Genomic DNA, 14,058 nt, shown 5'->3' with positions numbered 1-14,058 from the left:
TACAAAATTACTCTAAATTAAAGATATATTTATTATCTGCAAGGATTATACCTAACTCAAATATAATATTGTTTTATTTTTTATCTCAAAAAAAAAATTCATTTTTGCTTCTTAAATATTTAAAAATTAAAACAATATGAAAAAACATTTACTAGTTGGCTTATTAAGCATTTTATCGATTAACACTATTGCACAAAGCAAAAAAATATCTTTCGAAACTTCCGAAGGTTTTACATTAGGAAGTATGAATGGGCAACAAAATTGGTACAATTGGGGATATGTTACTTCAAGTACTTCTAATGTCGTAAAAACATTAGCTTCTGAAGGTGTAAATTCTGTTTATGTACAAACAAATACCGCTGCTGAAGGTGATTGGGGAGGAATTTTATATGAATTACCGACACTTTCTAAATTCACACTTTCTGCAGATGTTTATTTAGAAGATACCGACAATTCGGATTATGACATGTTATCTTTATACAATTCGGATTTTGATTATCTAGGTGGATTTTATTTTGATTACACTGGCGCTATTTCAATTGGAGCAGATGCAGATTTTGAAGAAGTTGGCACTTGGACACCTAAAAAATGGTATAATATTAAATCTGAAATTGATTTAACAACAAAAACAATTAAGTACTATTTAGACAATAAATTGGTGCGCACAATGAATACTACAGCTACAGAAATTGTTGAATTTGATTTTGAACTTGATAATTATGGTTCTGGTTTTTATGTAGATAATGTATATGTTACAAATAATGAAAACATGGCTACTACAGATCTTTCAGACAATCAATTCACTGTTTACCCAAACCCTACTTCTGATATTTTAAATATTCGTACAACTAAAAAAGTAGATTCAATTGAGGTATATAATTTAGTTGGAAAATCTGTTTTAAAATCAGATAAACAACAATCAATCAATGTAGAACATTTAAATACAGGAACCTATATTATCAAAATAAAAACAGGAGATAAAATCCTTTCTAAGAAATTTATCAAAAAATAATTACTTATTTTTTAATTTGTTTCAAAAATCATTTATACATTTGACACAACAAATAAAGAAAATGTTTACAAATCAATTACATCATCATCACCATCATACTTGCACTCAAGCGAGCAGATAGTGATATGTAATTAATTTATCAAAATATCTAATCCCGTTTGAGTAAATCAATCGGGATTTTTTTATGCTTTCATAACGCACTTTCCGCATCGATTTACTCAAAATTAATAAAAACTAAAATGAGTAAATTAAAAATAGCCATTCAAAAAAGTGGAAGACTAAGTGAAAAATCACTTGATTTATTAAAAGATTGTGGGATTAAAATCTCTACAAGTAACCGAAAATTAAGAACCGAATCTTCTAATTTCCCTATCGAAGTTTTGTTTCTTCGCGACGACGATATTCCGCAATATGTAGAACAAGGTGTTGCTGACATAGGAATTTTAGGCGAAAACGAAGTTTGGGAAAAAAATAAAGACGTAACAAGTATTCGTCAATTAGGTTTTGCCGGATGCAAAATGTGTTTAGCCATTCCAAAAGACGAAATCTACACAGATTTAACTTATTTCGAAGGCAAAAAAATAGCCACTTCATATCCAACAATACTAAGAAATTTCTTCCAAGAAAATAACATCAATGTAAAGATTGAAGAAATCGGCGGAAGCGTAGAAATCGCACCAAGTATTGGTTTAGCAAACGCCATTTTCGATATCGTTTCTACTGGTTCAACTTTACTAACAAATGGTTTAAAACAAGTTGAAACAGTCGTAGAATCTCAAGCAGTTTTAATCGGAAATCAAAATTTAGACGCAGAAAAACAAGCGATTTTAGATCGTTTATTATTCCGAATCGAAGCTGTCAAACAATCTTCAGAAAACAAATACATTTTACTAAATGCGCCAAACGATAAATTAGACGAAATCATCACTTTATTACCAGGCATGAAATCGCCAACTGTGCTTCCATTGGCCGAAAAAGGCTGGTCATCAGTTCATACCGTAATCAAGGAAGATACTTTTTGGGATATTATCGAACAATTAAAAGCTTTTGGTGCTGAAGGAATTTTGGTCTTAGAAATTGAAAAAATGATTTTATAATTATGAAAACTTATATCAATCCACCACTTTCTGATTGGACGGAATTAACCAAGCGACCAACAAAAGAAGCGCAAGATTTACAAGCACTTGTTTTGGATGTTTTTAATGAAATTCAAACAAATAAAGATCAAGCTTTAATCGATTTTACGGAGAAATTCGATCAAGTTAAAATTGAAAAATTAGCCGTTTCTGTTGATGAAATTGAAGAGGCTAAATCGTTAATTTCGGAAGATTTAAAACAAGCGATTCAATTAGCAGCTTCTAATATTGAGAAGTTTCACACGGCTCAACGTGAAGAAATTAATGTTATTGAAACCACAAAAGGTGTTAATTGTTGGAGAGAATCCCGCGGAATCGAAAACGTAGGAATCTATATTCCTGGCGGAACGGCGCCATTATTTTCTACGACTTTAATGTTAGGAATTCCTGCGAATTTAGCGAGTTGCAAAAACATTATTTTGTGCACGCCGCCTAACAAAAAAGGTAAAATTCATCCTGCGATTTTATATACAGCGAATTTAATTGGAATTGAAAAAATATATAAAGTTGGCGGAATTCAAGCGATTGGCGCGTTAACTTTTGGTACAGAAACAATTCAGAAAGTTGATAAAATATTTGGCCCAGGAAATCAATATGTAACGGCAGCAAAGCAAGTGGCTCAAAATTTTGGCGTTGCGATTGATATGCCCGCTGGTCCAAGTGAAGTTTTGGTGATTGCCGATGAAACTTCTGTTCCTAAATATGTGGCTGCCGATTTATTGTCGCAAGCCGAGCACGGAAGCGATTCTCAAGTGATTTTGTTGACGAATAATGAGCAAACTTTGAACGAAACAATTATTGAATTAGAATCTCAATTAGCTGTTTTGCCACGCGCAGAATTTGCAGCAAAAGCTTTAGAAAATTCAAGAGGAATTGTATTAAATTCAATTGATGAATGTCTTTCTTTTTCTAATATTTACGCACCCGAACATTTAATTTTTGCTTGTGAAAGCGCAGAAAATTATATTCCGAAAATCATCAATGCAGGTTCTGTTTTCTTAGGAAATTATTCGTGCGAAAGCGCTGGAGATTACGCTTCAGGAACCAATCACACGTTGCCAACAAATGGGTATGCGAAAAATTATTCGGGAGTTTCTTTCGATAGTTTTATCAAGAAAATTACGTTCCAAAAATTATCAGCGGAAGGAATTCAAAATATTGGTCCAGCAATCGAATTAATGGCCGAAGCCGAGGAATTATTTGCGCACAAAAATGCAGTATCACTAAGATTGTTAGATTTAAGAAATAAGATTTCACAGTCATAAAATAACATTCAAAAAATCTTACATCTTAATATCCTATATCTTACAACTATTAAAAATGAAAAACTTTAATTTAAATAAAATTATTCGTCCCAATATTTTGGCCATGAAAGCCTATTCATCGGCTCGAGACGAATTTAAAGACGCTTCTAAAGATTTGATTTTTTTAGATGCCAACGAAAATCCTTACAACAATGGATTGAATCGTTATCCTGATCCACAACAACGTGATTTGAAACAAATTTTAAGTCAAATTAAAAATATTTCGACTGAAAACATGGTGTTAGGAAATGGAAGCGACGAAGTTTTAGATTTGATTTTTAGAGCATTTTGCGAACCCAATCAAGACAATGTTATTTCAATTTCGCCATCGTACGGAATGTATTCGGTTTTAGCGAATTTAAATGCTGTTGAATATCGAAAATCATTATTGAATATTACCGATTTTCAACCAAATTTAGATGATATTTTTTCTAAAGTTGATGCCAATACAAAGATGATTTTCTTGTGTTCGCCAAATAATCCGACAGGAGAAATTATCAAACGAAATACACTAACAGAAATTGTTGAAAATTTTGATGGCTTAGTAGTTATCGATGAAGCTTATATTGATTTTTGTGATGAAAAATCTTGGATTTATGAATTAGAAAATTACCCTAACATTATTGTTACTCAAACCTTGTCTAAAGCAGTTGGTTTGGCTGGAATTCGATTAGGAATTTTATACGCAAGGAAAGAAATTATTTCGGTTTTAAACAAAATTAAACCTCCTTATAATGTCAATCAATTAACACAAAATAAAGCGATTGAAATTCTTAAAGATTATGAGAAAATCAACGCAATAATGCAAGTTTTAATCGAGCAAAAAGCCGTTTTAAAACAAGCTTTAGAAAATTGTTCTTTTGTTGAAAAAATCTATCCAAGTGATGCTAATTTCATACTAATAAAAGTAGATAACGCCAATAAACGATACGACGAATTTCTAGAAAAAGGAATCATTATCAGAAACCGAACGAATGATGATTTATGCGAAAATTGCCTAAGAATAACAGTTGGAACGGAAGAAGAAAACAGTAAATTAATAGAAACTTTGACAGACTTAAGTCGTAAGATTTAAGACATAAGAACTGAAAAATAATTCATTAAATTTAAAATATCTTATCATCTTAAAATTATAAATTATGGCAACTTTTAAAGATCTTATTGTTTGGCAAAAATCACATTTTTTGGTTTTAAATATTTATAAAATAACGACTGATTTTCCTCGTGAAGAAATTTATGGTTTAACCAGTCAGATGCGAAGAGCAGCGGTTTCTATTTCTGCAAATATTGTGGAAGGAAAAAAGAAGAAAACTATTCCGCATCAACTCAGTTTTATCAATATTGCTGAAGGCTCTTTAGAAGAAGTAAAATATTTTTTAATATTAAGTAAAGATTTGAATTATATCACAGAAAATAATTATTATGAATTGATGAAAGACGCAGAAGAAATAGGCAAACTTTTGAATGGTTATGAAAAATTTATTCGAAGTCAAAAGCCTTAAATCTTTACATCTTATAACTTACATCTTAAACAACATGAAAAAAATACTATTTATAGATCGCGACGGAACCTTAATTTTAGAGCCTGCCGATTATCAAGTGGACAGTTTCGAGAAGTTAGAATTCTATCCGGAAGCTTTCACCTATATGGCGAAAATTGCCAAAGAGTTGGATTATGAATTGGTAATGGTAACCAATCAAGATGGTTTGGGAACGGACGCGCATCCAGAAGAATTATTCTGGCCAATTCAAAATTTTATTATAAAAGCTTTCGAAAATGAAGGTGTAAAATTCGAAGATATTTACATCGATAAAACTTTTGCGCGCGAAAATGCTCCAACACGTAAGCCAGAAACGGGTTTGTTAACAAAATACATCAATAATTCGGATTATGATTTAGCAAATTCTTATGTGATTGGCGATCGAATTACCGATATTAAATTGGCTCAAAACCTAGGCTCGAAAGGAATTTTTATTGCAAATGATGAAGCTTTGGGTGCAGAAGAAATTTCGGATAATAAAGATTTAAATGATGCAATTTCGCTGAAAACAACGTCTTGGAAAGCTATTTATGAATTCTTGAAATTAGAAAATCGTTCGGCTTCAATCGAAAGAAATACCAACGAAACTAAAATCAAGATTGACTTAAATTTGGACGGAACTGGAAAGTCTGATATTTCAACTGGAATTCACTTTTTCGATCACATGTTAGATCAAATTGCGCGTCACGGACAAATGGATTTGATAATCAAAGTTGATGGCGATTTAGAAGTTGATGAACACCACACAATTGAAGATACGGCGATCGCTTTGGGCGAAGTTTTTGCGCAAGCTTTGGGGAATAAATTAGGCATCGAGCGTTACGGATTTACCTTGCCAATGGACGATTGTTTGGCGCAAGCTGCGATTGATTTTGGTGGAAGAAATTGGCTGGTTTGGGACGCTGATTTTAAGCGTGAAATGATTGGTCAAATGCCAACCGAAATGTTTTATCACTTCTTCAAATCTTTTACAGACGGCGCAAAAGCCAACTTAAATATCAAGGCCGAAGGAACAAACGAGCACCACAAAATAGAATCGATTTTTAAAGCATTTGCGAAAGCTATAAAAGTGGCCGTAAAACGTGATCCAAACAAAATGATTTTACCAAGCACAAAAGGAATGTTGTAGACTTAAGTTCTTAGTTATAAGTTCTCAGGATTTTATTCTGCATGAGCCTAAAAACTAAGAACAATGAACTAAAAACTAAAAAATGATTGCAATAATAAAATACAACGCAGGAAACGTAAAATCGGTTTACAATGCGGTAACTCGTTTAGGTTTTGAAGCCGTTATTACAGACGATTTCGAAACCTTACAAAATGCAGATAAAGTTATTTTTCCAGGAGTTGGCGAAGCAAGTTCTGCGATGGCTTATTTGAAGGAAAAAGGTTTGGATAAAATCATTAAAAACTTAAAACAACCAACCTTAGGAATTTGTTTGGGTCAACAATTGATGTGCGCACATTCGGAGGAAGGAAATGTAGATTGTTTGGATATTTTTCCGATTCAAGTTAAATTATTTCCTTCGACAGAAATTGTTCCACACATGGGCTGGAACACTATTTTTGATTTGAAAACTGATTTATTTAATGACGTTAAAGAAAATTCAGACATCTATTATGTGCACAGTTTTTATTGCGAATTATCCGAATACACGATTGCAAAAACCGATTATATTTTAGAATATTCAGCCGCTTTAAACAAAAATAATTTTTACGCTACGCAATTTCACCCCGAGAAATCAGCTGGAATTGGAGAACAAATTCTTAAAAACTTCCTAAGTTTATAGAAATTAATACTCACACATGAAAAAAATAATTTTTACTTTACTTAGTGCGTTTACAATTAGTCAAATTTCTGCGCAAGAAAAAGTTTACTTTACCTCTACACCTTCTTTAAGTCCTGACGGAAAAACAGCTTATTTTAGCTATGATGGAGATATTTGGAAAGTGAACTCTACGGACGGAAATGCAGATCGTATTACGGCATTAGAAGGTGAAGAAATTAATCCTCGCATTTCTCCGGATGGAAAATGGTTAGCCTTCAGTTCAAATCAATATGGTAATTACGATATTTATCTTTTACCTGTTGATGGAGGACAAATTAAACAATTAACATTTCATCAAGCGAAAGACGAAATGGAAAATTGGAGTTGGGATAGCAAAACTATTTATTACACATCTAATCAAAACAATAATTTTGGAAGTTTTAAAATTGATATCAACGGTAAAACTCCACAACCATTATTTACAAATTATTTTAACACAACAAATGGTTTAGTAGAAACACCTAAGGGCGAATATATTTTCACAAATTCTACTGAAAGTGCCAACCAAACTGCACGTAAACGTTACAAAGGAGAAAATAATCCAGATTTATTAGCTTATAATCCATCAACTAAAACTTTTAAACAGTATACCGATTATAAAGGAAAAGATTTTAATCCAAGTGTCGATAAAAATGGAATTATTTATTTTATTTCAGATGAAAACAATGGAGAATATAATCTTTACAAGATTGAAAATGGTAAAAAAGAAGCATTAACTCAATTTGAAACTTCTATCAAAAAACCATTTGTTTCTGCAAACGGATCTAAAGTAATTTTCGAGAAAGATTATCAATTATTTATTTATGATATCGCCACGAAATCTACAAATCCCGTTTTAGTCAATGTAAATACCAACAAATCTTTATCGAAAGAGCAAAGTTTTGAAGTAGAAAATAACATTTCTTATTTTGATGTTTCGCTCGATGGTAAAAAAATGGCATTTATTAGCCGAGGAATAATTTTTGTTTCTGATAATGAAGGTAAATTTATCAATCAAATCACAAATGGGAACGAACGTGTTTTAGAAGTAAAATGGCTAAAAGACAATAAAAATTTAGTGTATAATCAAACCTATAACGGATATCAAAATTGGTTTAAAATTTCGGCAGATGGAAAAGGAAAAAGTGAACAATTAACTTCTGATGCAAAAAATAACCGTGATATTACGATCAATAATGATTTTACGCAAGCCGTTTATTTAAGTGGACGTGATGAAGTTCGCTTATTGGATTTAAAATCTCTAAAATCGTCGACAATTGTAAAAGATGAAATTTGGGCTTTTCAGAATTCGAAACCATCTTTTTCTCCAAATGGAGAATATGTTTTATTTTCGGCTAAACGAAATTTTGAGTTAGATATTTTTGTTCATCATATCAAAAAAAATCAAACCGTAAATCTTACCAATACAGGTATTACAGAGGAATCACCGCAATGGTCTGCTAATGGTAAATTTATTTATTTTGCAAGCGATCGTACAAATCCATCGTATCCGTTGGGTATGCAAAAATCAAATATTTATCGCGTTGCATTAGATTGGTTTGATCAACCTTATAAATCTGAGAAATTTGATAATCTTTTTGTAGAAGATAAAAAGGTAGAAAAACAAGAAAAGAAAGAAGATAAGAAAACGTTTAACGAATTAACTGTGAATCCAGAAGGTTTTTTAGAACGCATAGAATTAGTTACAGATCGTTTTGGATATCAAACAAATCCTTTTGTTTTTGAGGATGATAAAAAAGAATATTTATTCTATAACAGTAACCAAGATGCAGGTAAATTTCAATTATTTCGTAAAACATATACAGATTTTGAAAATGTAAAAACGGAAAAAATATTTGATAAAGAAGTTGATTATATTATCAAGAATGATAAAAACTTATATGCTTTAATCGATAATTCTGTTTATAAATTTGGGGTTAATTCTACCAATCCAGAAAAAGTAAATTTAAAATATTCATTCAATAAAAACTTAGCTTCAGAATTTAATCAAATGTACGATGAAGCTTGGGCTGGAGTTGAAGAAAATTTTTATGATGAAAATTTTCATGGCATTGATTGGAAAGCTAAAAAGCAACAATACGCAGCATATTTGCCTTATGTTAATAGCCGAAATGATTTGCGCGTTTTGTTAAATGATCTTTTAGGAGAATTAAATTCTTCACATTTAGGATTCACGTCAACTGGAAAAGAAGAAAATAAACAATTAAACTATTTCACGAACGAAACTGGCATTATTTTCAAAAATGATCAGCCATATGTTGTAGATAAAATTACCCGTAAATCTCCAGCTTTTCTAAAAAATGTAAACATAAAATCTGGCGATGAATTAATTGCAGTAAATGGTCAAAAAATAAATCAACAAAATAATCGTGAATCTTATTTTACAACTCCTAAAAAAGTAGAAGAATTAACGTTAGAGTTTAACCGAAACGGAAAAACAATTACTACAAAACTTCATCCAATTTCTAATAACGAACAAAAAAGCTTGTTGTATGACGAATGGATTTTCGAAAACAAACAGCGCGTTAATCAATTAAGCTCAAACCGAATTGCATATTCGTACATGAAAAACATGTCAACAAACGAGTTAGATGTTTTTCTATTAGACATGGTTGAGCAAGAAAACCGAAAAGATGGAGTTATTTTAGATTTACGTTTTAATACCGGCGGAAATGTTCATGATAAAGTTTTAAACTTTTTAGCGCAACGCCCTTATCTAAAATGGAAATACCGTGAAGGTCAATTAACTGTTCAACCCAATTTTGCACCAGCTGCAAAACCAATTGTTTTATTAATTAACGAATATTCTTTGAGTGATGCAGAAATGACTGCAGAAGGTTTCAAAGCATTAAAATTAGGAAAAATTATAGGACAAGAAACTTATCGTTGGATCATTTTTACATCAGGAAAAGGACTTGTCGATGGCTCATTTTATAGACTTCCATCTTGGGGAACATATAGTTTAGATGGTAAAAATTTAGAAAAAACAGGAGTTGCTCCAGATATTTACATTAAAAATACATTTATGGATCGATTAGAAAATAAAGATCCACAATTAGAAAGAGCTATTCAAGAAATAATGAAGGAATTAAAATAAAATTCTGATTGAGGATTTACGATTAATGAATAAAAATCTAAATCGTAAATCCAAAATCATAAATCCAAAATCTAACTATGAGAATCATCCCAGCAATAGATATTATCGACGGAAAATGCGTCAGATTATCACAAGGCGATTACAACACCAAAAAAATATACAACGAAAATCCGTTGGAAGTTGCCAAAGAATTTGAAGATTATGGTATCGAATATTTGCACTTGGTCGATTTAGATGGTGCAAAATCGAAGCAAATTATCAATTACAAAACCTTAGAATTAATCACGTCAAAAACCAATTTGAAAGTCGATTTTGGTGGTGGAATTAAATCTCAAGACGATATCAGAATTGCTTTTGAATGTGGCGCGAATCAAATTACGGGTGGAAGTATCGCGGTTCAAAATCCGACTTTATTTCAAGAGTGGATTAACCAATACGGAAGCGAAAAAATCATTTTAGGAGCCGATGCCAAAGACCGAAAAATTGCAACACACGGTTGGTTAGAAACTTCGGAATTGGACGTTATTGATTTTATTCAAGAATATAAAACCAAAGGAATTGACTATGTTATCTGTACCGATATCGCGAAAGATGGTATGCTACAAGGCACTTCAAACGAATTATATCAAGAAATTTTAGCTTCAGCCGATGTTAAATTAATTGCATCAGGCGGCGTTACTTCTATCGATGATTTAATTAAGGTGAAAGAACTAGGTTGCGAAGGTGCAATTCTTGGAAAAGCGATTTATGAAGGACGAATTGATCTAAAAGTTCTAAGTCATCTGTTTTAAGTTCTAAGGATTTATTCGTGAATTTTAAAAACATAGCTTATCTGCTATTGAAAAATATAGTAATTTTTTGTCATTCAGAATGCAGCAAAGCGGAATGAAGAATCTCTTTGATAATATACGTTTATGAGTGTTTTATTTTTAGATTTCTCCTTCGTCGAAATGACAATATATATTAATTATTATTGAAAATGGATATACATAAAAACATAATCACTTGTTAAAAAAACGAATCATTCCGTGTCTTGATATCAAAGATGGAAGAACGGTAAAAGGTGTTAATTTCGAAGGATTACGCGATGCGGGAGATCCGGTTGAATTAGCTAAAAAATATGTAGAAGAAGGCGCTGACGAGTTGGTGTTTTTAGATATTACAGCCACTTTAGAAAAGCGAAAAACCTTGGCTGAAATGGTGGAAAAAATTGCTTCGGCGATTAATATTCCGTTTACAGTTGGTGGCGGAATCAATTCTGTGGAAGATGCTTCTGCGGTGATAAAAGCTGGTGCTGATAAGGTTTCGGTGAATTCTTCAGCGGTTAAAAACCCTCAATTAATTGCAGATTTGGCGGCGCAGTTTGGGTCGCAATGTGTGGTTGTCGCTGTTGATACGCGAAATATTAACGGAACTCAAAAAGTATTTGTGAGCGGTGGAAAAATTGAAACCGAGTGGGAAACTTTAGCTTGGGTAAAGAAAGTAGAAGAATTGGGCGCGGGCGAAATTCTATTGACATCGATGGATGGAGACGGAACAAAAGCGGGTTTCAAAATTGATATTACAAAAGCAGTTTCAGATGCCATAAATATTCCGGTAATTGCTTCGGGTGGCGCAGGGAAAATGGAAGATTTTACCGAAGTTTTTACCCTAACAAAAGCAAGTGGCGGATTGGCTGCGAGTATTTTTCACTTTGGCGAAATACCAATTCCCACGCTTAAAAATTATTTAAAAGAACAAAATATTCCGATTAGATATGAAAATCGATTTTAATAAAAGTACTGACGGATTGGTTCCGGTTATTATCCAAAATTACCTGAATAATCAAGTGTTGATGCTGGGTTACATGAACCAAGAAGCCTTTGATAAAACACAAGAAATAGGAAAAGTAACCTTCTATTCACGTTCAAAAAACAGATTATGGACAAAAGGCGAAGAATCAGGCAATTTTTTAGAAGTAAAATCAATTGCTATTGATTGCGATAACGACACGATTTTGATTAAAGCAAAACCTTTCGGACCAACGTGTCATACGGGTTCTACAACTTGTTTTAAAGAAGAAAATAATCACGGTTTTGTGTATGAATTGGAGCAAACGATTTCGGATAGAATTGATAGTGACGATCCAGAATCTTACACCAATAAACTCTACAAACGAGGCATTAATAAAGTCGCGCAAAAAGTTGGTGAAGAAGCCGTAGAAATTGTGATTGAAGCCAAAGACAACAACGACGATTTATTTTTGGGTGAAGCTGCGGATTTGATGTATCACTATTTGATTCTGCTAAAAGCCAAAGGTTTTAAATTGGAAGATGTTGAAAACGTTTTGAAATCAAGAGAAAATGGTCCACGACGACCTGAATAATAGATAAAAAAGACGAATGATTTTAGTTATTCGTCTTTTGTTTTCAATACACGTTGTGCACTTTCAGAAGCGATAATTAAACCACCTGCCAACATAATAATATCTTTAATAACCAAGCGTCCAGCAGCCGAAAGATAAGGAAATCCGAAATGTGGCGTAGGGAAATCTCCTCCTAAATTCGGTACAAAAGTTTCAGGTGTTGTCATCAAAAACGAAAGCGTGACAAGCGACATTCCGAAGGTTAAAACTCCGCCAAAAAAGCCCATTTTTGGAAACCATATTCCCAATAAAACCAAGATTCCGATTCCGAAAATTACAATTCCTAAACCGTAAGAAAACACATAAGTTCCGTTACTTTTGTGCCATTCTATGTTCTTCAAAACTGTTTTTCCTTCCGGATTTTTGTATTGTGTATATTCTGCAACGGTTTTTCCTTCTTCATTTACAACTGTTTTAGAACTATTGTTATAGAAAAAACTCATCGCAGGGCTGTTACTTACAAACGCTACAATTCCGTCAGCTTCGTACGGAAAAGCTTTTAAACCACCAATCCAAGCCATCACAATAAAAATTGAAATGCGCAAAATGTTTATAAATTGTTTTTGTGAGTTTGCGAAAAGCTGAAATATTTTGTCCATTGTAAATTTTTTAAATGATTTACAAAATTAGCGATCGATTGTCGCCCGTGTAATGGACAAAAAAGGTTATTGCATAGATTATTTTGCCACGATAGAAATTCCGACTTTTTCTCGAAAGACTTTTGGCGAAACGGAAACATGATTTTTAAAATAACGACTAAAATAAAATTCGTCATCAAAACCTAATTCGTTGGCAATTTCTTTGATGCTTTTATGCGTTAAATGCAATCTTTTTTTAGCTTCTAAAATCATGCGTTCTTGAATCAATTTTGAAGGTGTTTTTCCAAATTGTTTCTTTATTTTTTTACTAAAAACATCAATTGATAAAGCATAATAATCGGCGTAAAATGCAACCGATTTGTTTTGAATAAAATTATCGTCGAGAACTTCTTTAAAATCAGAAATTTCAGAAGAAATAGGAAATGCTTGCTCAGTTTCAAGAGAATTAAGTTGTTTTTCTTTGCTACTTAAAGCTAAAATTAATTGCAAGTAGGTTTTTATAATCGATTGATTGTAATTTTCTGTTGTCGTTTCTAGTTTTTTGATGTTAGAAATTGCTTGAAGAACATCTTCAAAAACTGTATCAGAAACAGGAACAAAAGGTTTTGCATAAATATTATTGAACAAAATTCCGTTGCAAGCGACTTCCTTTTTATGATATTCTATGCAATAATAATCACCGTGAAATTGCAATAAATGCAGCAATTCAAATTCGGTATTTTGCCATTGTAAAACTTGGTAAGGCGTTAAAAAAATAATATTCTTTCCATCACATTCATACGAATTGGCGTCGATAGAAAACGATGCTTTTCCATCTAAAATTAAAACAGAATAATAGGGTTCGTTTATTGTTTTTAGTTCTGAAAAAGTGTTGAATTGTACCGTTTTTATAAGGAAGTCCAATGGATTTATTATTTTGTTGTTTTGCTAAAATAAGAAAAATGCTTGATTTGGATTGAATTATAAACTTGAAGATTTGCGTTAGGGATTGAAGTGGAAATCCTTTTGCTGAAACGAAGTGGAAGCAAAAGATTGCAATGAAAAGCCCGCCCGAAGGGAACGCCCAAAATAAAAAAACTAAAATCTAAAACGATGCGTCAACAGACTAATAACTACTTCATTATTCAGTTTTAAGA

Annotated in this window: 13 protein-coding genes; 11 read left to right on the top strand and 2 right to left on the bottom strand. The window is 32.1% G+C overall.

Going from position 1 to position 14,058, the window contains the following annotated elements; all coding sequences use genetic code 11:
• Positions 1 to 136: 136 nt before the first annotated feature.
• From BM072_RS03920 to hisIE, 11 genes are all read left to right on the top strand, one after another.
• Positions 137 to 1,012: a T9SS type A sorting domain-containing protein gene (locus BM072_RS03920; protein WP_092906755.1), complete on the top strand. Its 876-nt coding sequence runs from the start codon at positions 137 to 139 to the stop codon at positions 1,010 to 1,012.
• Between the two features lie 239 nt (positions 1,013 to 1,251).
• The gene (hisG, locus tag BM072_RS03915; RefSeq protein WP_092906753.1) at positions 1,252 to 2,109 is read left to right on the top strand and encodes an ATP phosphoribosyltransferase; all 858 of its coding nucleotides are present in this window, start codon (positions 1,252 to 1,254) and stop codon (positions 2,107 to 2,109) included.
• Positions 2,110 to 2,111: 2 nt separating this feature from the next.
• A complete protein-coding gene (hisD, locus tag BM072_RS03910; protein WP_092906751.1) occupies positions 2,112 to 3,413 on the top strand; it encodes a histidinol dehydrogenase in 1,302 nt (433 codons plus the stop codon).
• Positions 3,414 to 3,468: 55 nt separating this feature from the next.
• Positions 3,469 to 4,527, top strand: coding sequence for a histidinol-phosphate transaminase (hisC, locus tag BM072_RS03905; protein WP_092906749.1), 1,059 nt, complete (start codon positions 3,469 to 3,471; stop codon positions 4,525 to 4,527).
• A 64-nt stretch (positions 4,528 to 4,591) separates the two neighbouring features.
• Positions 4,592 to 4,954 carry a four helix bundle protein gene (locus tag BM072_RS03900; protein WP_092906747.1) on the top strand — a complete coding sequence of 121 codons (363 nt, stop codon included), beginning with the start codon at positions 4,592 to 4,594 and terminating at the stop codon, positions 4,952 to 4,954.
• 34 nt (positions 4,955 to 4,988) lie between these two features.
• Positions 4,989 to 6,122: a bifunctional histidinol-phosphatase/imidazoleglycerol-phosphate dehydratase HisB gene (gene hisB / locus BM072_RS03895; protein WP_092906889.1), complete on the top strand. Its 1,134-nt coding sequence runs from the start codon at positions 4,989 to 4,991 to the stop codon at positions 6,120 to 6,122.
• A gap of 82 nt (positions 6,123 to 6,204) precedes the next feature.
• Complete coding sequence (hisH, locus tag BM072_RS03890; protein ID WP_092906745.1) at positions 6,205 to 6,783, top strand: imidazole glycerol phosphate synthase subunit HisH; 579 nt, start codon at positions 6,205 to 6,207, stop codon at positions 6,781 to 6,783.
• 16 nt (positions 6,784 to 6,799) lie between these two features.
• Entirely contained in the window at positions 6,800 to 9,919 is a 3,120-nt protein-coding gene (locus BM072_RS03885; RefSeq protein WP_092906743.1) for a S41 family peptidase, read from the top strand.
• A gap of 77 nt (positions 9,920 to 9,996) precedes the next feature.
• The gene (hisA, locus tag BM072_RS03880; protein ID WP_092906741.1) at positions 9,997 to 10,710 is read left to right on the top strand and encodes a 1-(5-phosphoribosyl)-5-[(5-phosphoribosylamino)methylideneamino]imidazole-4-carboxamide isomerase; all 714 of its coding nucleotides are present in this window, start codon (positions 9,997 to 9,999) and stop codon (positions 10,708 to 10,710) included.
• A gap of 214 nt (positions 10,711 to 10,924) precedes the next feature.
• Positions 10,925 to 11,692 (top strand): imidazole glycerol phosphate synthase subunit HisF, encoded by a 768-nt coding sequence (hisF, locus tag BM072_RS03875; protein WP_092906739.1) that lies wholly within the window; start codon positions 10,925 to 10,927, stop codon positions 11,690 to 11,692.
• Positions 11,676 to 12,284, top strand: a complete 609-nt coding sequence (hisIE, locus tag BM072_RS03870) for a bifunctional phosphoribosyl-AMP cyclohydrolase/phosphoribosyl-ATP diphosphatase HisIE (RefSeq protein WP_092906737.1) — start codon at positions 11,676 to 11,678, stop codon at positions 12,282 to 12,284. Before hisF ends, hisIE begins: the two co-directional genes overlap by 17 nt.
• A gap of 26 nt (positions 12,285 to 12,310) precedes the next feature.
• Here the strand turns inward: hisIE and BM072_RS03865 are convergent, their stop codons facing one another.
• Together BM072_RS03865 and BM072_RS03860 are read right to left on the bottom strand one after the other, a co-directional pair.
• On the bottom strand, positions 12,311 to 12,922 hold the full coding sequence (locus tag BM072_RS03865; RefSeq protein WP_092906735.1) for a DUF417 family protein: 612 nt from the start codon (positions 12,920 to 12,922) through the stop codon (positions 12,311 to 12,313).
• Positions 12,923 to 13,000: 78 nt separating this feature from the next.
• Positions 13,001 to 13,825 carry a helix-turn-helix domain-containing protein gene (locus tag BM072_RS03860; RefSeq protein WP_092906733.1) on the bottom strand — a complete coding sequence of 275 codons (825 nt, stop codon included), beginning with the start codon at positions 13,823 to 13,825 and terminating at the stop codon, positions 13,001 to 13,003.
• Between the last annotated feature and the right edge of the window lie 233 nt (positions 13,826 to 14,058).

Source organism: Algoriella xinjiangensis (assembly GCF_900115015.1).
GTDB classification, from domain to species: Bacteria; Bacteroidota; Bacteroidia; order Flavobacteriales; family Weeksellaceae; genus Empedobacter; species Empedobacter xinjiangensis.
This window is presented reverse-complemented; position numbering and strand designations above follow the sequence as displayed.

Excerpts from the sequence above, each read along its gene's own strand:
- BM072_RS03900 (WP_092906747.1), top strand. The coding sequence starts at position 4,592 with ATGGCAACTTTTAAAGATCTTATTGTTTGGCAAAAATCACATTTTTTG.
- hisH (WP_092906745.1), top strand. The coding sequence starts at position 6,205 with ATGATTGCAATAATAAAATACAACGCAGGAAACGTAAAATCGGTTTAC.
- BM072_RS03885 (WP_092906743.1), top strand. The coding sequence starts at position 6,800 with ATGAAAAAAATAATTTTTACTTTACTTAGTGCGTTTACAATTAGTCAA.
- hisB (WP_092906889.1), top strand. The coding sequence starts at position 4,989 with ATGAAAAAAATACTATTTATAGATCGCGACGGAACCTTAATTTTAGAG.
- hisA (WP_092906741.1), top strand. The coding sequence starts at position 9,997 with ATGAGAATCATCCCAGCAATAGATATTATCGACGGAAAATGCGTCAGA.
- BM072_RS03865 (WP_092906735.1), bottom strand. The coding sequence starts at position 12,922 with ATGGACAAAATATTTCAGCTTTTCGCAAACTCACAAAAACAATTTATA.
- hisG (WP_092906753.1), top strand. The coding sequence starts at position 1,252 with ATGAGTAAATTAAAAATAGCCATTCAAAAAAGTGGAAGACTAAGTGAA.
- hisC (WP_092906749.1), top strand. The coding sequence starts at position 3,469 with ATGAAAAACTTTAATTTAAATAAAATTATTCGTCCCAATATTTTGGCC.
- BM072_RS03920 (WP_092906755.1), top strand. The coding sequence starts at position 137 with ATGAAAAAACATTTACTAGTTGGCTTATTAAGCATTTTATCGATTAAC.
- hisIE (WP_092906737.1), top strand. The coding sequence starts at position 11,676 with ATGAAAATCGATTTTAATAAAAGTACTGACGGATTGGTTCCGGTTATT.
- hisD (WP_092906751.1), top strand. The coding sequence starts at position 2,112 with ATGAAAACTTATATCAATCCACCACTTTCTGATTGGACGGAATTAACC.